Annotated in this window: 17 protein-coding genes; all 17 read left to right on the top strand. The window is 41.1% G+C overall.

Annotated features, from left to right (window positions below; genetic code table 11):
• Positions 1–23 precede the first annotated feature (23 nt).
• The 17 genes from VCHSUH04_RS00355 to hemA all read left to right on the top strand — a co-directional run bounded on the left by VCHSUH04_RS00355 (position 24) and on the right by hemA (position 18,140).
• On the top strand, positions 24–1,427 hold the full coding sequence (locus VCHSUH04_RS00355; protein WP_024066645.1) for a DASS family sodium-coupled anion symporter: 1,404 nt from the start codon (positions 24–26) through the stop codon (positions 1,425–1,427).
• A 561-nt stretch (positions 1,428–1,988) separates the two neighbouring features.
• Positions 1,989–3,659, top strand: coding sequence for a dihydroxy-acid dehydratase (gene ilvD / locus VCHSUH04_RS00350; protein WP_105084905.1), 1,671 nt, complete (start codon positions 1,989–1,991; stop codon positions 3,657–3,659).
• A gap of 41 nt (positions 3,660–3,700) precedes the next feature.
• The gene (gene ilvA / locus VCHSUH04_RS00345) at positions 3,701–4,924 is read left to right on the top strand and encodes a threonine ammonia-lyase (protein ID WP_105084904.1); all 1,224 of its coding nucleotides are present in this window, start codon (positions 3,701–3,703) and stop codon (positions 4,922–4,924) included.
• Between the two features lie 18 nt (positions 4,925–4,942).
• Positions 4,943–6,652: a biosynthetic-type acetolactate synthase large subunit gene (ilvB, locus tag VCHSUH04_RS00340; protein ID WP_105084903.1), complete on the top strand. Its 1,710-nt coding sequence runs from the start codon at positions 4,943–4,945 to the stop codon at positions 6,650–6,652.
• The gene (gene ilvN, locus VCHSUH04_RS00335) at positions 6,652–7,140 is read left to right on the top strand and encodes an acetolactate synthase small subunit (protein ID WP_024066649.1); all 489 of its coding nucleotides are present in this window, start codon (positions 6,652–6,654) and stop codon (positions 7,138–7,140) included. Before ilvB ends, ilvN begins: the two co-directional genes overlap by 1 nt.
• An 11-nt stretch (positions 7,141–7,151) precedes the next feature.
• Positions 7,152–7,937, top strand: coding sequence for an ABC transporter ATP-binding protein (locus VCHSUH04_RS00330; protein ID WP_105084902.1), 786 nt, complete (start codon positions 7,152–7,154; stop codon positions 7,935–7,937).
• Between the two features lie 184 nt (positions 7,938–8,121).
• On the top strand, positions 8,122–9,129 hold the full coding sequence (ilvC, locus tag VCHSUH04_RS00325; RefSeq protein WP_105084901.1) for a ketol-acid reductoisomerase: 1,008 nt from the start codon (positions 8,122–8,124) through the stop codon (positions 9,127–9,129).
• Between the two features lie 168 nt (positions 9,130–9,297).
• Positions 9,298–9,759, top strand: a complete 462-nt coding sequence (locus VCHSUH04_RS00320; protein ID WP_105084900.1) for a DUF3290 family protein — start codon at positions 9,298–9,300, stop codon at positions 9,757–9,759.
• Between the two features lie 12 nt (positions 9,760–9,771).
• Entirely contained in the window at positions 9,772–10,491 is a 720-nt protein-coding gene (locus tag VCHSUH04_RS00315) for a DUF421 domain-containing protein (RefSeq protein WP_105084899.1), read from the top strand.
• 137 nt (positions 10,492–10,628) lie between these two features.
• Complete coding sequence (locus VCHSUH04_RS00310) at positions 10,629–12,356, top strand: radical SAM protein (RefSeq protein ID WP_105084898.1); 1,728 nt, start codon at positions 10,629–10,631, stop codon at positions 12,354–12,356.
• Positions 12,357–12,365: 9 nt separating this feature from the next.
• The gene (pgeF, locus tag VCHSUH04_RS00305; RefSeq protein ID WP_105084897.1) at positions 12,366–13,220 is read left to right on the top strand and encodes a peptidoglycan editing factor PgeF; all 855 of its coding nucleotides are present in this window, start codon (positions 12,366–12,368) and stop codon (positions 13,218–13,220) included.
• A 130-nt stretch (positions 13,221–13,350) separates the two neighbouring features.
• Positions 13,351–14,037, top strand: coding sequence for a YggS family pyridoxal phosphate-dependent enzyme (locus VCHSUH04_RS00300; protein WP_105084896.1), 687 nt, complete (start codon positions 13,351–13,353; stop codon positions 14,035–14,037).
• A gap of 51 nt (positions 14,038–14,088) precedes the next feature.
• A complete protein-coding gene (locus VCHSUH04_RS00295; RefSeq protein WP_009351152.1) occupies positions 14,089–14,586 on the top strand; it encodes a cell division protein SepF in 498 nt (165 codons plus the stop codon).
• Positions 14,587–14,612: 26 nt separating this feature from the next.
• The gene (proC, locus tag VCHSUH04_RS00290) at positions 14,613–15,407 is read left to right on the top strand and encodes a pyrroline-5-carboxylate reductase (RefSeq protein ID WP_199176407.1); all 795 of its coding nucleotides are present in this window, start codon (positions 14,613–14,615) and stop codon (positions 15,405–15,407) included.
• Between the two features lie 2 nt (positions 15,408–15,409).
• Entirely contained in the window at positions 15,410–16,195 is a 786-nt protein-coding gene (locus tag VCHSUH04_RS00285) for an RNA-binding protein (protein ID WP_105084894.1), read from the top strand.
• 57 nt (positions 16,196–16,252) lie between these two features.
• Positions 16,253–16,900, top strand: coding sequence for a bifunctional precorrin-2 dehydrogenase/sirohydrochlorin ferrochelatase (locus tag VCHSUH04_RS00280; protein WP_105084893.1), 648 nt, complete (start codon positions 16,253–16,255; stop codon positions 16,898–16,900).
• Positions 16,869–18,140 (top strand): glutamyl-tRNA reductase, encoded by a 1,272-nt coding sequence (gene hemA, locus VCHSUH04_RS00275; RefSeq protein WP_105084892.1) that lies wholly within the window; start codon positions 16,869–16,871, stop codon positions 18,138–18,140. The genes VCHSUH04_RS00280 and hemA overlap by 32 nt, the downstream gene beginning before the upstream one ends.
• The last annotated feature ends 2 nt before the right edge of the window (positions 18,141–18,142 follow it).

Raw genomic sequence — 18,142 nt, 5'->3', positions numbered from 1 at the left:
GTGTAGTTTGATAGGGAGGTTCTATGAATACCTTTACACGCGCCGCACTGACGGTACTGGTAGGACTTGTAATTTGGTTCTTGCCTCACACGGAGGCGATTAAGCCTGAAGGATGGCATTTATTAGCTATCTTCACGGCTACAATTGTAGGTTTTATTTTACGACCTTGGCCAACAGGTATTATGGCACTCTTTGGTATTGTTGCTGCGGTAGCAACAAATTCTATTACCATGGTGCAAGCATTAGGTGGTTACGCTGAAGCCAATGTATGGCTTATCGTAGCAGCTGTATTCTTTTCTAGAGGCATTATTAATTCTGGCCTTGGTAAGCGTATCGCGTATACTTTGATTCGGTCCTTTGGTACTAGTTCCTTAAAGTTAGCTTATGCATTGGCTTGTACGGATCTTATTATTTCTCCTGCCACGCCATCTAATACGGCTCGTGGAGGCGGTATTATTTTCCCAATTGTACAAAACATTTCGTTAGCCTTTGATTCTGAGCCAAATGGTAGTACGGCACGTCGTATTGGGGCATACTTGATGACAACGGCTCATACGATAAACACCATTACTGTAACAATCTTCTTAACTGCTTGTAGTGGTAACTTATTGATTACATCCTTAGGTGCAAAATTGTTTGGCTATGATATTTCATGGTGGGAATGGTTCCAAGCAGGTGTCATCCCTGGTGTAATTTGCATGATTTTGATGCCTTGGTTTATTTATAAAATCTATCCACCTGAAATCAAGGAGACACCTCAAGCAGCGGTAATGGCCCAAAAAGAGCTAGATATACTAGGTCCTATTACAAAGGCTGAAATTTCAGTGGCTATTATTTTTGTACTTTGTATTTTGCTGTGGTCCACAGCGATTTGGACGAAGTTACATCCTACTGTAGTTGCTATGATGGGCGTACTTGCTTGTGTAGTTACAGGCTCCCTTACATGGGAAGATATTCTAGGTGAACGCACAGGTTGGGATATTCTAATCTGGATGGGTACCCTCGTTGGTATGGCTGGTTTACTTGGCAAGCTCGGTGTTGTTGCAGTATTTGCTGATTTTGTAAGTCAACATCTTGTAGGTATTGATTGGTTCTGGGCATCCTTCATTATCTCTGCAACCTTTGTATACTCTCAATATTTCTTTGCCAGTGGTACAGCTCGTATTACAGCGTTATTCTCCGCCTTTGCAGCTATCTTGGTAGCAATGGGGGCACCAATTCCGTTTACCATTTTGCTCTTTGGTTTGATGAACAGCCCTGGCTGTACATTAACGCATTACAGCTCTGGTGTAACACCAATCTTCTTCGGTGCAGGCTATGTACCGCAAGGAACATGGTGGCGTGTAGGTCTTGCTATTTCTGTGGTTAGCTTCTTAATTCACTTCTGGGGCGGTACCCTTGGCATGTGGCTATTCGGTATTCTATAATATTCAAAAATCCCTCACGGTAGTGGGGGATTTTTTGTTTGCGCTATCTGTTTAGTAGTTTGTTATCGATTTATTTTCTATGTGTATTAGATAGGTAGTGTATTATTGTTATTGCTATAGTTTTTATATATGGTAAACTTTAAAAATTTATATAATAAATCTATAGAATATTTATTGCACGACATTATATAAAGTGTTATTATTATTTTATGATTACAGATTACTTTAGGAGGAAACATGTTGGGTTTAGTCATTAGCTTGTTGATTATCGCGCTCGTCGTGATTATTAAAGACATTCGAATTATGAACAACAACTTAACACGTTTTTGTCTTAGAAGTTCCACGAATGGTTTAATATACAATCAATAAGAATTGACTATACGGTTTGTTTCTTATGTGTATTTATTCCAAGGGATACATAGGTCGTTTATGTATATAGGAATTCTGTAAACAAAAGGAATATCATTTGTAAACTTTTAAGACGATTCATATGAATCGTCTTTTTTTATTCAGTTGAAAGGCATCCAAGTGGATACTTTCAAGAAAAGTGAGGAGATTAACATGAGTTGTAGAAGTGACAATTTAAAAACAGGCGTAGCACGTGCACCACATAGATCTTTGCTAAAAGCTCTTGGTTTTGTTGATGAAGAAATGGGCAGACCAGTCATTGGTATTGCGAACTCTTTCAATGAAATTATCCCTGGTCACGTGGGCTTGAAAAATATTGTACAAGCCGTAAAAGACGGCATTCGCAACGCAGGTGGTGTGCCAATCGAGTTCAATACAATTGGTATTTGTGACGGCTTGGCGATGAACCACATCGGTATGAAATACTCCTTGGTAACTCGTAATATCATCGCTGATTCCATCGAAGCAACAGCTATGGCAACACCGTTTGATGCTATGGTGTTCATTCCAAACTGCGATAAAGTAGTACCTGGTATGTTGATAGCTGCAGCTCGTCTAAACATTCCATCCGTATTCGTGTCTGGTGGTGCTATGCTTGCAGGTGTACATAATGGCAAAAAAATCGGTTTGTCTGATGTATTCGAAGCAGTAGGTAAACATCAAACTGGTGAAATGGGTGATGCTGAGTTAGCTGAAATCGAAAATACAGCATGTCCTACATGTGGGTCTTGCTCTGGTATGTACACAGCTAATACAATGAACTGCTTAACAGAAGCTCTTGGTATGGGCCTTCCTGGCAATGGTACAATTCCAGCAGTATACTCTGAACGTTTACGTCTTGCTAAATTAGCAGGTATGCAAGCCGTAGAGGTATTGAAAGCAAACCTTCGTCCTAAAGACATTATGACACGTGAAGCCTTTGAAAATGCAGTAGCTCTAGATATGGCTTTGGGTGGTTCCTCTAATACAGCACTTCATTTGCCAGCTATCGCTCACGAAGCAGGTGTACCATTGTCCTTGGACGACTTCGATCGCATTGCACAAAACACACCTCAATTGTCCAAACTTTCTCCATCTGGTAAATACTTCATCGAAGACTTGTATGCTGCAGGTGGCGTATCTGCTGTGTTGAAACGTTTAGCAGAAAATGGTCGTTTACATACAGACTGCAAAACTGTAGCTCTTAAAACACAAGGTGAAATTGCAGCGGTAGCTCATGTAACTGATGAAGATGTTATTCATCCTTGGAATAATCCTGTTCATGAAACAGGTGGTATTGCCGTTCTTAAAGGTAACCTTGCTGTAGACGGTTCCGTTGTAAAAGCAGGTGCCGTAGATGAAGATATGCTCGTTCATTCTGGCCCAGCAAAAGTATTCAACAGCGAAGAAGAAGCTGTTGAAGCTATTACAGGCGGTAAAATCGTAAAAGGTGATGTGGTAGTTATCCGTTACGAAGGTCCTAAAGGCGGCCCTGGCATGCGTGAAATGTTAACACCAACATCCATGATCGCAGGTATGGGTCTTGATAAAGATGTAGCATTGTTGACTGACGGTCGTTTCTCCGGTGCTACACGTGGTGCATCCATTGGTCACGTATCTCCAGAAGCTGCGGCTGGTGGCACAATCGCTGTTGTTGAAGATGGTGATATCATCAACATCGATATTCCAAATGGCAAATTGGAATTAGCTGTATCTGACGATGAAATCGCTCGCCGTAAAGCAGCATTGAAACCATTCAAATCCAATGTAACTGGATATCTAAAAAAATACGCTCTTCACGTATCCTCTGCAGCACAAGGTGCTATCGAAGTATTTGAAGACTAATAGTAGACTTTCATTAATACTAACTAGAGGAGATGGTACACATGCATAAGTTGTATGATTTTATGGAAGCTCGTGAGAGACTTAGCACAATTACTGTAAAAACAAAACTGCTTCACAGTGATGTGTTCTCCGATGAAAGTGGCAATGATGTATATATCAAGCCAGAAAACTTGCAAATAACAGGTTCCTTTAAGGTTCGTGGTGCATATAATAAAATTGCAAAATTAACAGAAGAAGAAAAGGCGCGCGGTGTTATTGCCGCGTCTGCCGGTAACCATGCGCAAGGTGTGGCTCTTGCTGCAAAACGTCTAGGCATTAAAGCGACAATCGTCATGCCAAAGCATACGCCTCTCATTAAGGTGAATGCCACAAAACAATATGGTGCAGAAGTCGTTCTGCATGGTGAAATTTATGATGAAGCTTACCAAAAAGCGATGGAATTACAACAAGAGCACGGATATGTGTTCGTCCATCCTTTTGATGACGAAGATGTTATCGAAGGGCAAGGTACAATTGCATTAGAAGTTCTTGAGGAATTGCCTGATGCGGATGTATTGCTAGTTCCTGTTGGTGGTGGCGGTATTGTTTCTGGTATCGCAGCTGCTGCAAAATTAAAAAATCCTAGCATTAAAATTATTGGTGTAGAACCTGAAGGTGCAGCAAGTGCAATTGCTGCGTTAAAAGCAGATCATCCTGTACCACTTCGTGAGGTGGCAACTATCGCAGATGGTACAGCTGTACGTCAAATCGGCGAAACTACATTAGAATATATTAAGAAATATGTAGATGAAATTGTTACTGTCTCTGATTACGAATTGATGGAAGCATTTTTGTTGCTTGTAGAAAAACATAAATTAGTAGCAGAAAACTCCGGTATTTTACCATTAGCAGGTCTAAAAAAATTAGACTGTAAAGGCAAAAAGGCAGTAGCCATTGTTAGTGGTGGTAATATCGACGTACTTACAATTTCCTCTATGATCAATAAAGGTCTCGTATTGCGTGGTCGTATCTTCACTTTCTCTGTAAACCTTCCAGATAAACCAGGTCAATTGGTTGCTGTATCTCAAATGCTTGCAGATGCAGATGCAAACGTTATTAAACTTGATCATAATCAGTTTAAAAACCTTGATCGCTTCCACGAAGTGGAATTGCAAGTGACTGTAGAAACAAATGGTGAAGAACACATCAAACACATTATTGATACTTTCAAAAATAATGGTTACATTATTAAACGATTAAATTCCAGCGAGATTTTATCTGAATAGCTGGTCGAAAGGGTTCCTATGAGCGCAGAAACAATCAATGGGGCACGCATTGTCCTTGAAACATTGCATCGCCTTGGTGTAACCGACATGTTCGGTTATCCAGGTGGCGCGGTAATTCCAATTTATGATGAAATTTATAGCTTCCCTGAAATTAAACATTATTTTGTTCGCCATGAACAAGGTGCAGCCCATGCAGCAGATGGTTATGCACGCGTATCTGGAAAAGTAGGGGTATGCCTCGCTACATCCGGTCCTGGTGCAACTAATCTTGTTACAGGTATTATGACTGCTTACATGGATTCTGTACCTATGGTGGCCATTACTGGTCAGGTTGGTCGTCCGTTTATTGGTAAGGATTCTTTCCAAGAAGCAGATATCCAAGGTATTACCATGCCGATTACAAAACATAACTATCTTGTTCAAGATATTCGCGATTTACCTCGCATCATTAAAGAAGCGTATTTTATTGCTAGTACAGGTCGTCCAGGGCCAGTTCTTATCGATATTCCTAAGGATGTTCAAACAGAAAAAATATCCATGACAGAATACAATAAATTATATGAAGTACCTATCCATCTTGAAGGGTATGATCCAACCTATAAAGGTCATCAAGGGCAAATTAAGAAAGCGGCTACACTTATTAAAAATGCGAAGCGTCCGCTCATCATTGCCGGTGCCGGTGTATTGAAATCTGGCGCTATGGATGAGTTAAAGGAATTGGCAGAAAAGGCTCAAATTCCTGTAACAAATACATTGGTTGGCCTTGGTGGTTTCCCAGGGAACCATGAGCTTGCTCTTGGTATGGTGGGTATGCATGGCTCTGTAGCGGCTAATAATAGTACTGAAGAAGCAGACCTTGTTATTGCAGCCGGTATTCGTTTCCACGACCGCATTACAGGTCATCCAGATTTCTTCTGTAAAAAAGCTAAAATTATTCATATCGATATCGACCCAGCAGAAATTGATAAAAACGTTACTATTAACGTACCAATTGTAGGTGACTTGAAGCGAGTTTTATCTGAACTTAATACGCTTGTAGAACCTACAACTCATGAAGCGTGGATTGCACAAATTCGTGAATGGCAAGCGGAATATCCTATGGTAATTCCTGAATCTAAAGATGGTGTATTACATCCACAATACGTATTATCTGAACTTAACAAGATTGCCAAAGAGGATGCAGTTATTGTAACTGACGTAGGCCAACATCAAATGTGGGCGGCTCAATTCTTAACTCATAAAAAACCTCATACCATTGTTACCTCTGGTGGTGCAGGTACCATGGGCTATGGTTTACCAGCTGCAATTGGGGCTCAAGTGGGGTCACCTCATAAACAAGTTATCCTTGTTGTTGGTGATGGTGGATTCCAAATGACCTTCGAAGAACTCATGATGGTTCGCCAATATAATTTACCAATTAAGATTGTTATCATTAATAATGGTTACCTTGGCATGGTTCGTCAATGGCAACAAATCTTTAATGATCGCCGTTATTCTTATGTAGATTTGGAAGTGAGCCCAGACTTCTTGAAACTGGCAGATGCCTTTGATTTGAAAGCCGCTCGTATCGATAATGTAGAGGATTTCAATAAAGAATTTAAATCTTTCATTATATCTGATGAAAGTATCATCTTGGATTGCCGTGTAGCAAGAGAAGATAATGTATTGCCGATGATTCCAGCTGGCGGTACCGTAAGTGGTATGATGGGCAAGAAAGGGGTGCTATAATGGCGAGAGAACATCAAGTCTTAGTAATTGCAAAAAATACAGCAGGCATTGGTGCACGTATATTGGCACTCTTTAACCGTCGCGGTTTTAATGTTACAAAGATGACATCTGGTATTACAAATACACCAGGCTACGCTCGTATTACCCTCACCGTTGAGGCAGATGATCGCATCTTAGACCAAATTCAAAAACAAATTTACAAGCTCATTGATGTTGTAAAAGTTAAAGTTTTTGAAGATCATGATGTGGTATGCCGTGAGTTAATGCTTATCAAGGTAAAAGCAACTGCTGCAACACGATCTCAAATTGTACAAATTGCCGATGTATATCGTGGCAATGTGCTTGATATTTCTCCTACTTCTATGATTATCGAAGTAATTGGTAGCGTAGAAAAATTGCGCGGCTTCATTCAAATTATGGAAACCTATGGTGTCCTTGAAATTGCCAAAACTGGCATTACCGCAATGAGCCGTGGAGAAAAGATTTAGGAGATGATTGTGTGAGTAGTGAATTACTCCATTATGAAGACGTCAAGTTTCGTCGTGACGGCCGAGAAATTTTAAAAGGCATTAATTGGCATGTTGAAGAAGGGGAGAATTGGGCCTTATTAGGTCTCAATGGGGCTGGTAAATCGACGATGCTCAGCATGATTCCAGCGTATCAAATTCCCACAACAGGTCTATTACGCGTATTTGGTCATGAATTTGGCAAATATGCATGGCCTAAGATCAAGGCTCGATTAGGCTTTGTTAGTTCGGCGCTTGGACAATTCCAGTCTACACTGGATAAACAAGTGGTAGAAGATGTTGTTATTTCTGGTGCTTTTAATAGTATTGGTATTTATCAACAGGTAGAGCCTGAGGTGCGTGAACGAGGACTGCAATTATTATCCGAGTTTGGTTTGTCCTATTTGGAAGGCCATAGATTTCATACCTTGTCCGCTGGTGAACAGCGCCGCGTATTATTAGCACGCGCTATTATGGCTAATCCAGATTTGCTTATTTTAGATGAGCCTTGCTCTGGTCTTGATTTGCCTGCTCGCGAGCAATTCTTAGCAACTGTTGAGAATATGGCACGAGAGGAACATAAGCCTTTTATTTATGTATCTCATCAAATTGAAGAGATTATGCCCAGTATTACACATGTAGCTATTATTAAAGATGGCCTCATTGTGTATAAAGGCAAGAAGCGGGACATCTTAACAGATGAAATTCTAAGCGACGTATTTGGTATTGATGTATCTGTTGTATGGGAGAAAAATCGCCCATGGATTATAGTTAAATAAGAGCTAAAATTGGGATAATTCATTTTTTCTTAATACAAAAAGGGTACAAATTTAAGTTGTAGATTAGTCTATTTGACTATTCGATAAATTACGATATACACTACAAATCTTGCATTTATTTGTGAGATTGTGTACAGTATATATATTAAATATTCTATTGAATATATTTTGGAGGTTGTCTAGTATGGCAGGTAAAATTTTAGGTACTACAGTTTATTATGATGCAGATTGTAATTTGAGCAAATTGGAAGGCAAAAAAATTACAGTTTTAGGTTACGGTTCCCAAGGTCATGCTCATGCATTGAACTTGAAAGAAAATGGTATGGACGTAACAATCGGTCTTCGCGGTGGTTCTTCTAGCTGGAAAGCTGCTGAAGAAGCTGGTCTTACTGTAAAAGAAACTGCTGAAGCAGTTAAAGGCGCTGACATCGTTATGGTATTGATTCCAGACGAATTACAAGCTGACGTTTATACAAATGATATTGCTCCTAACTTAAAAGAAGGCGCATACTTGGCATTTGCTCACGGTTTCAACATTCACTTTGGCAAAATCGTTCCTCGTGAAGACGTAAACGTATTCATGGTAGCTCCTAAAGGCCCTGGTCATTTAGTTCGTCGTACATACCAAGAAGGCTCCGGTGTTCCTTGCTTGTACGCTGTAGAAAAAGACCCATCTGGCGACACTGAAGAAGTTGCATTGGCATGGGCATCTGGTATCGGCGGTGGCCGTTCCGGTATCTTGGAAACTAACTTCAAATCTGAAACTGAAACAGACCTCTTCGGTGAACAAGCTGTATTGTGTGGCGGTGTTACTGAATTGATCAAAACTGGTTTCGAAGTATTAACAGAAGCTGGTTATGAACCTGTAAATGCTTACTTCGAATGCTTGCATGAAATGAAATTGATTGTAGACCTTATCTACGAAGGTGGCTTCCAAAAAATGCGCCACTCCATTTCCAACACTGCTGAATATGGTGACTACCATGCAGGTCCTCGCGTAATTACTGCAGATACTAAAAAAGCTATGGAACAAATCTTGGCTGATATCCAATCTGGTAAATTTGCTGACGAATTCTTGGCTGATTCCAAAAATGGTCAAAAATTCCTTAAAGAACACCGTGAAGCAGCTGCTAACCATCCAATCGAACCAGTTGGTGCAGAACTTCGCAACTTGATGAGCTGGTTAAAATAAGAGTATTATATAGTAATCTCTTGTAAGATAAAGCATACCAAAGCGACTCCTAAGGGGGTCGCTTTTTTATCGTTTTATAATATATTTCTTGGTACTATACATTGTTATATCGAAAATATTGGCATAAGGTATGGTATAATAAAAAGTAATCTATGAAAGGAGAACGATATGGATTTCTACACATTATCCTATGTTGAAAGTTTGGCTGTAGGGGGCCAAACATGGGGCTTTATTATCTTTGTTGCTGTTTTATTAGCACTACTCGTTTTGGGCATACAAGTTCTGCGAAATGGCTTTACCAGTCGTTATCGTGACCTAATGGTCATCTTGTCTTTGATAGTGGTATTTTTCTTAGGCCTTGAGTATCAAGAGTATAATCGAATGAAAACATATTCTGAAGACTCCTCTCGTATGGCTCAATTTTTACATTCTTTTAGTGCTGATCGTTCTGTACCAAGTGAGCAATTAGCAGTCAACTCCTTAAAAATTCGCAATGGTATGATTTTAAAGGTAAGCGATGATTATTATGAGGTTCAGTTTAATCCAGAATTTTCAACCTATACAATTACTCGTGTGTATAAGGTGAGCCCAACAGAGCGTATTCATGATAAAGCGGACGTATTACCATAAGGAGGAGCGTAAATGACAGAAGCTATGGCCGTCTATGGAATGGTCTTTGCCAAACTCGCCATCGGTCTCTTGGCGATTATCTTACAAATCAACTTAATGGGGAAGGGCAACTTAGCGCCAACCTCTGCTTTGGACCAATTACAAAACTATGTACTTGGTGGTATTATCGGTGCCATTATTTACAATGACCAAATCGGTATTTTACAGTTTATGTTAGTCCTCATTTTATGGACTATACTTGTAATGACGCTTAAGTTCTTAAAAGGAAATTTCCGATTCTTTAAAACTATTTTGGATGGACATCCTGTAATTGTTATTGAAAATGGTCATATCTTAACAGAAGAATGTATGCGTTATGGCATTCAAGCGGCGGAGCTTAAGTTAAAGCTTCGTACAGCAGGTGTTCAATATGTTACGGATGTTAAGCGTGCTGTATTGGAGCAAAATGGTCAGCTCAGCGTAGTTCAATTTGGTGATGAGAATATTAAATTTGACCTTATTGATGATGGTCAAATTAACCATTTTACATTAGATATAATTGAAAAAGGCCAGGATTGGCTAGAAGAAGAAGTTGAAAAGCAAGGCTATAAAATTAAGGATGTATACATTGCAGAATACAAAGATGGGGAAGTTGTTATTTACCCTTATGAAAAAAAACATCGCCCTCAAATTGTAAAAACACTTAAAGATAAGACCTCTCATACAAAGGATAAATTGAAATCTAAATTGTAATGTTTCTTGGTCTTATAGTATAGTTAAGATAAGTATTATATACTACTCTTATAGACATACAAATATAGACATACAAACGATATATAAAATGTTTTTAAGCCCACTATTCGTAGTGGGCTTATATAGAAAGGAAATTAGTGAACCGTAAAGATTTAATTGATCGATTACAAGAACTTTATAAAGATGAAGATAGCCGCGTAACTATTAACCCGCATGCAGAGCAAAAGGTTGCCATCGTCTATCCTAATACATATTTCGTTGGCATGAGTAATCTAGGCCTCCACATTATTTATGAGGAAATCAACTTACGTCATGATAGCGTATGCGAACGCATCTTTTTACCTGAGAAGAAGGAATTGGAAGCGTACGATAAAACTAAGACATCATTGATGAGTGTTGAAACACAGCGGCCTATGCATCAATTTGATGTAGTGGCCTTTGACGTGACCTTTGAGATGGACTATTTCAACATTCCTCTTATGTTGCGTCATGGTCGTGTACCAATTATGGGGAAAGACCGTACAGAGTTCGATCCTATCGTCATTGCCGGTGGCCCTTGTGCTACCTTTAATCCAGAGCCTTTTGCGGACTTTATCGATGCTTTTATCATCGGTGAAGGGGAAGGCATCGTTAGTCGAGTGCTCGATATTATTCGAGATGGCAAACTAGAAGGCTTAGATCGCCACGCTATTTTACGCCAATTAGCAAATGAATCTGGTGTGTATGTACCGTCCTTGTACGTGCCAATTTACAGTGAAGAGGGCGAATTTAAAGGTTATGATATCGCAGAAGGTGTACCGAAAACGATTAAACGTCATTTTGAAATGCTCACTAGCGGTGGTGAAACCGTAGTGGCTACAAATTATACCGAGTTTGGAGCCATGTACATCATCGAGGTGGCCCGTGGCTGTGGACGTCATTGTCGATTCTGTATGGCAGGCTATTGCTTCCGTGTACCTCGCGTACGACCTTTGGAAATATTAAAAGAAGGCGTAGATAGAGCAGAGAAATTAGGTAAAAAGGTAGGCCTCATGGGGGCTGCTATCTCCGACTATCCAGAGGTAGATGAATTAGTTAATTATATTCGCTCTAAAGATATGCGATACTCTTGTGCATCTTTGCGGGCGGACTCCTTAACACAAGCCGTAGTAGACGGTTTAGCGGACAGTGGCCAAAAGACGATTACTATTGCGCCAGAAACAGGTAGTGAGCGGTTGCGGCGCGTAATTAATAAGGGAATTAGCGAAGAGCATTTAAAAAATGCTGCCACTTTATCAGCTAAGTCTGGTATTCAACATATGCGACTTTACATCATGATTGGGTTGCCAACGGAAACTGACGAGGATATTGAAGCAATTGTAGGACTTGCAGAACGGACACAAGCCCATATGGCTGAGGTAGGCTGTAAAGGTCGTTTAACGCTCAGTATCAATCCATTTATTCCGAAGCCTTTTACACCATTCCAATGGATGGCTATGGATAATCAAAAAACGGTAGAGAAAAAACTGCAATATATTAAAAAAGCATTGCAAAAGAATCGTCGTATCGAGGTGCTCGTTGAATCACCTAAAGAGGCATATATCCAAGGTGTACTAGCTCGTGGTGATCGCCGTCTTGGCGCTGTTCTTGCGGCATGTGCAGCAGATCGTGGCAGTAAGTCCTTCAAGGCTGAAATGAAGGCAGCAGGCCTAGATATGGACGAGATGAACTATCGTGAACGTAGCTTTGATGAATTTTTACCATGGAGTCATCTCGACATGGGGATGGACGAGGGTTATCTTGAAATGGAATGGAAGCGCTCCGTCGATGAAGCGTATACACCGCCGTGTGTACAAGGCTGTAAACGATGTGGTGTTTGTAAATAGGAGGTACTCATGAATGAATCTGTAAAACGTATAGATGTAAAAGGACCTCATGGTACTTGGTCCTATGAAGCACCTAATTGGGCGAATCAATTTCCTATCATTATGGGGGATACCTATCGTCATGGTGGCGTATCTCAAGAGCCCTATGAATCACTAAATTTAGCATTTCACGTAGGGGATGAGCCTAAGTATGTTCGTGAAAACCGTGCTATTATTGCTGAATATTTAGGTGTTGAACCAGAGCGAATCTCTTGTGGTAATCAAGTACATGGTTTAAAAGCTGTAGAAATCACAGAAGATCTCGTTGGTGCTGGAGCCTTTGGAGAGGATACAGCAATCGCCGATTGTGATGCTGTATTTACAAAATTACCTAATGTACCACTCTTTTTGTTTACTGCCGATTGTGTGGCTGTAGGTATTTATGATGCTAAGCATCATGCCATCGCTACGGTACATGCAGGCTGGCGGGGAGCCATTGGTCATTTGCCAGTCCTTACTATTGAGGCTATGAAAGAAACTTACGGTACGGAGTTCAAAGATTGTTATATCTATCTTGGACCTAGCATTGGACCAGAATCCTTTGAAGTCGATGTAGAGTTAGGGAAACATTTTGAATCAGCTTGGCGTGGTATGACGGACCGTAGTGTGGCTGATATTGTAAACTATCCAGGTGATAAACTAGATAAAGCCTATATCAACTTATGGAACTTTATCGCCGAAGGACTTATGGTGAATGGTGTGCCTAAAGAAAATATCGCTATTGGCAGTACCGATACAGTAACAGATAGAGATTGTTATTCCTATCGTCGGGAATCTGGTAAAACAGGTCGCATGGCTTTATTTGGTATGCTACAAGAACGGTAGTATATACATACATGGATTTATGCGCTTTATAAGACCTAAATGATGTACAATCAATAATAAATACTATATAATAGAATAGTCTATACAAATATATTTTATGGTTTTTAAATATAGATTGAAGGGGGATCACATGATTGAAGAATCCCTACACGCAATACAGCAGCGCATGGCAGATGCTATGGCGCGCGTTGGTCGCGTAGATACAGCATTATTAGTAGCTGTTACTAAGAACCACCCTGTATCAGCGGTGGAAGAGGTCGCACGTCTCGGTGTTACTCATGTGGGGGAAAATCGAGTACAAGAGGCTAAAGAAAAACAGCTCACCTATAAAGGTCCAGCATTAACATGGCACTTGATTGGTCATTTACAGGTTAATAAGGTGCGTCAAGCGGTGCCTATGTTTGATTTAATTCATTCTGTAGACAGCCGTAAATTATTAGATGAAATCGAAAAGGTCGCTACAAAGCACGACAAGGTACAAGACGTATTATTGCAAGTTAACGTGGCTCGAGAAGCCTCCAAAACGGGTATGTCCGTAGAGGAGTTTCCAGAAATACGAGACTATGCAAAGACATTACCTCATGTACGTGTACGGGGCTTGATGTGTATGGCGCCATTTTTCGACGATCCAGAGGAAGCACGTCCAATCTTCCGCGTAGCAAATGCCTTGTATGAGGATATGAAGGGCTACTTTGAAGAGGGGCAGATTCAATATTTATCTATGGGGATGACTCACGACTTTGAAGTCGCTTTAGAAGAAGGGGCTAACATTGTTCGTGTAGGCACAGCAATTTTTGGGGAACGTGTATATGATTAAGGCTCGGGTTGCCTGACAATCGATAGCGTTAAGTATTAGGAGGAAATCCAAATGGCATTGGGAGATTATTTAGACAAAGCAAAAAACTTATTCTTAGGCAAAAATGATGATGACTATGAATATGATGATTATGACTATGAAGATGAAGAGGAATATGAAGCGGAACCTACACCAGTAGCTCCAGTAGCTCCAGTATCCGGTGCATCTGAATTTCATCCACGCAAGGTAGGAGGCCAATCTACGATGACACAACGTCCAACAGCTATGAAAGTAGTTGTAATTGAACCAAAAGTATTTGAAGACTCTGAAAATATTACACATCAATTGCGCGACATGCGTCCTGTATTGATTAACTTTGAAAATACAGATCCTCATGAAGCAGCTCGTATTGTGGACTTCGTATCTGGTGCGACTTTTGCATTGGATGGCAAATTGGAAAAAGTAGGTAAAGACATTTTCATGTGCGTACCTGTAAACATTTCCATTGATTATTCTGATAATGACAGCAACAAAACTGAGCAAAACGAATACGCTTGGGACAATAAATAATTTCTCTATAAATGGTGGTGACAACGATGTTAGGTAAAACCCTATGTATAGGCGTTGGCTCAATGGGTGGCGCTTTATTGCGCGGTGCATTACAGCATGGCGTGTTGAAAGCAAGTGATACACACATTCTCGTGCGTCGCGAAGAACAATGTAAGGCTCTAACTGAGGAACTCGGTGTAGTAGGTTTTACTACATTGCCTAATGTAAACGAGTACAATACCATTCTATTGGCCGTAAAACCACAAGTGTTACCATCTGTATTAGAGACGTTAAAAGAAGTACCTTATGGGACTGTTATGATTTCCGTTGCAGCAGGTATCACCTTAGAAACCCTTGATGCAGCAATTCCACAAGCTAACTGGTTTAGAGCTATGCCAAATACACCGGCTTCTATTGGTGCAGGCATGACCGCTCTTGCTGGGGATGATGTAAATACCGACTTAGGTCGCGCTGTACAAGCCTTGTTTGAGGCTGTCGGCGAAGTGGCCGTGGTAAGCGAAGCCGATTTAGATCGCTTAGGCGCACTATCTGGTGCAGGCCCTGGTTATATGTTTGTCATTCTTGATGCTTTGGCTGATGCGGGCGTTCGCATTGGATTGCCTCGTCACTTAGCAATCAAGGCAGCGGCTCAAACGATGTATGGTGCTGGTAAGATGGCTCTTGAAAGTGGCAATCATCCAGCAGTACTACGAGATCAAGTAACAAGTCCAGGTGGCACGACCATTGCCGGTATTGGTGCCATGGAAAAAGGTGGACTTCGCAGTGCTCTCCAAGACGGCGTAGTAGCATGTCTTGCTCGGTCGAATGAATTGGGGAAATAATTTTGGCAGATACTAGTAAATTAATACGATATTTTGAAGCCAGTGGCAGCGGTGAGGAAGCTCGTCGCATGCTTGACTTGGCTGAGCAGGTTGTAAAAGGTCGCCCTTATCGCGTGGCAGACTTTACGAGCCCTGCAGGCCTTGTCATTGCAGACGCAATCAAGGCTAACTACCCACAGCTTATCGTTAAGACAGACGGTGGCTATGAAGGAGCGGAACGTATCCGTATCGCCTTTGTAGATAGCGACTTTAACGGTACTGTGGACATGGGCATTCGCGCCCTTAAGGTGAATTGGGACCCACGGTTCCGATTGCTTACCCATCGCGATGTGCTGGGCTCCTTGATGGGCCTTGGCATTGATCGCTCCAAATTTGGGGACGTTATCGTTCAACAAGGGGGCGCTCAAATTATGGTGGATGAAAGCGTAGCAGACTTTGTGATTCAAAACTTCACAAAAATCGCTATGGTTTCCGTATCTGTAGAGGCTATTGACCTATCAGATATTGCACCAAAAGAAGAAAAAATTAAAGAAGTCCGCACTACAGTTGCTTCTTTGCGCTTAGATGCGGTGGCAAGTTCTGGTTTTAGCGTGTCTCGTACTAAATTGGTAAGCGCTATTAATGCAGGATTATTGCAAGTAAACTGGCAACCAGCTAAGGGGGCATCCCAAGAAGTTAAAGAAGGTGATGTTATCTCTATGCGTGGTCGTGGCCGAATGAAGGTAGAAGCCATTACAGGTACATCTCGTAAGGGGCGTATCGGCGTATATCTGAAACGATTCATGTAGGCAATTGAAAATCGGCTTGACCATCAAGCCGATTTTTTTATATATAGTAGGACAGCCATGGTATCTATAACATTTCAACCTACAACTGAAGATACAATCCTATTCGTTGGTGGAGGAGAGGTCGCAGAGCGACGAATGCAGCTCTTTATTGATGAGCCTTGCAACATTGTGGTGATCGCTCCCACTGTAACAGATAGGATTAGCCAATGGGCAAAAGATAATCGTATCACTTGGTACGACCGTGCTTTCACAAAGGACGATGAAAAACACATTATAACGAGCAGTTTGTTCTTTATCTGCACAGATAATGGCGAATTAAACGATACGTTATATGAGATGGGGAAAAAACACCGCGTTTGGACGAATCGCAGTGATGACCCTAGGGCGTGCAGATTTACTGTTCCTTCGTCCTTTGAATTAGGCGATCTTCATATCGCTATTAGTGCTAATAACATAGGGCCTCGTATTAATCGTCTCGTAAGGCAAGATATGATGAATCGTTATGGTCAGTTGCAAAAGGCTATGCCTAGACTTAAAATATTTAGAGAAGAAGTAAAGTTACTACTTCCTACCCCAGAGGCTCGACAGAAATTTTGGCGAGATCATCTGACCGTAGAAACTTTTGAAGCCATTCTCAAGGGAGAGTGGACGACTATAGAGGAGAAACTTGACCATGAAATTAGTGGTATTAGGTCTAAATCATAGAAGTGCCGCTGTAGAGGTGCGTGAACGTTTCTCGTTTGATAAGGACGAGGTCGCATCAGCACTGAACCGCCTCTATGAATTTGACTGTGTAGCAGAATGCGTTATTTTGTCTACATGCAATAGAACCGAAATTTACGCGGCCTTAGAAGGTGTAGAGTTCCCTAAAGAATATATGTTGGCAGTGTTAAAGGATTTAAAAGGTGCCGACCACATCGATGAAGATGCATTCTTCTTCTACGAAGAACGAGATTGCATTGAACATCTATTCCGCGTATCTGCGAGCCTTGATTCCCTTGTGTTAGGGGAAGGCCAAATCTTGAGCCAATTAAAAGGAGCTTATATTCAGGCTTATAGCGCAGGCTGTACGGGCACAATTTTTAATATTTTATTCCAACGCGCTATTAGTGTTGGTAAAAAGGTGCGTACTAATACGGGCATTGCTAATACGCCTGTATCCGTTAGTTACACCGCTGTTAACCTAGCTGAGGATAGCTTAGATAAACCTTTATCTGAAGCAACTGTACTCATCTTAGGGGCAGGTACCATGAGTGAGTTGACCGCAACGCACCTACAAGCCAAGGGTGTAAAAACGATTTTTGTATCCAATAGAACCTTTACCAAGGCAGAGGCTCTAGCAGAGCGATTTAATGGTAAAGCTGTTAAGCTAGATAACTTTGTAGATTACGCTAAAGATGCGGATATCCTCATTACATCTACAGGGGCGCCACATTATATTATTACTGAACGTGAAGCAAAGAAAATTACCTCCCTTCGTAAGGGCGAACCAATCGTTATGATTGATATTGCGGTACCACGCGATATCGATCCCGGCGTAGCAGATATGGAAGGTATTTACCTGTTTAATATCGACTCTCTTGAAAGTGTAGTCGAAGAAAATAAGGCACAGCGCGAAGAGGAAGCTCGTCGTGCAGAACCTATTATCCACGACGCCATTGAAGAGTTATTAGATAAATTGAGCTATTTAACGGTGCGTCCTATGATGGCATTGCTTACAGAAAAAGCAGAACGCATTCGCCGTCGTGAGTTACATCGCGCATTAGCGAAATTGCCTGATATTTCTGATAAGGAGCGCCGCATTATGGACTCTATGAGTCGCATGATCATCCGCAAAATGTTGCGTGAACCGATGATTCACTTTAACGAAATCGCTGGTACAGAGGAAGAAGGTTTGTACTGGGATTTATTCAAAGATATGTTTAATCTTGAGAAAGAAGGCTAAGG

Origin of the sequence: Veillonella sp. T14073-2 (genome assembly GCF_002959875.1) — a bacterium.
Classification (GTDB): Bacteria; Bacillota; Negativicutes; order Veillonellales; family Veillonellaceae; genus Veillonella; species Veillonella infantium.
The sequence above is the reverse complement of the archived record's forward strand: the minus strand, read 5'-3'. Positions and strand labels throughout refer to the sequence as shown.

What these genes read in the sequence shown, in the direction of transcription:
- VCHSUH04_RS00300 (WP_105084896.1), top strand. Translation starts at nt 13,351, where the DNA reads ATGATTGAAGAATCCCTACACGCAATACAGCAGCGCATGGCAGATGCT.
- ilvB (WP_105084903.1), top strand. Translation starts at nt 4,943, where the DNA reads ATGAGCGCAGAAACAATCAATGGGGCACGCATTGTCCTTGAAACATTG.
- VCHSUH04_RS00315 (WP_105084899.1), top strand. Translation starts at nt 9,772, where the DNA reads ATGACAGAAGCTATGGCCGTCTATGGAATGGTCTTTGCCAAACTCGCC.
- proC (WP_199176407.1), top strand. Translation starts at nt 14,613, where the DNA reads ATGTTAGGTAAAACCCTATGTATAGGCGTTGGCTCAATGGGTGGCGCT.
- ilvN (WP_024066649.1), top strand. Translation starts at nt 6,652, where the DNA reads ATGGCGAGAGAACATCAAGTCTTAGTAATTGCAAAAAATACAGCAGGC.
- VCHSUH04_RS00280 (WP_105084893.1), top strand. Translation starts at nt 16,253, where the DNA reads ATGGTATCTATAACATTTCAACCTACAACTGAAGATACAATCCTATTC.
- ilvD (WP_105084905.1), top strand. Translation starts at nt 1,989, where the DNA reads ATGAGTTGTAGAAGTGACAATTTAAAAACAGGCGTAGCACGTGCACCA.
- VCHSUH04_RS00295 (WP_009351152.1), top strand. Translation starts at nt 14,089, where the DNA reads ATGGCATTGGGAGATTATTTAGACAAAGCAAAAAACTTATTCTTAGGC.
- ilvC (WP_105084901.1), top strand. Translation starts at nt 8,122, where the DNA reads ATGGCAGGTAAAATTTTAGGTACTACAGTTTATTATGATGCAGATTGT.
- ilvA (WP_105084904.1), top strand. Translation starts at nt 3,701, where the DNA reads ATGCATAAGTTGTATGATTTTATGGAAGCTCGTGAGAGACTTAGCACA.
- VCHSUH04_RS00355 (WP_024066645.1), top strand. Translation starts at nt 24, where the DNA reads ATGAATACCTTTACACGCGCCGCACTGACGGTACTGGTAGGACTTGTA.
- hemA (WP_105084892.1), top strand. Translation starts at nt 16,869, where the DNA reads ATGAAATTAGTGGTATTAGGTCTAAATCATAGAAGTGCCGCTGTAGAG.
- VCHSUH04_RS00320 (WP_105084900.1), top strand. Translation starts at nt 9,298, where the DNA reads ATGGATTTCTACACATTATCCTATGTTGAAAGTTTGGCTGTAGGGGGC.
- pgeF (WP_105084897.1), top strand. Translation starts at nt 12,366, where the DNA reads ATGAATGAATCTGTAAAACGTATAGATGTAAAAGGACCTCATGGTACT.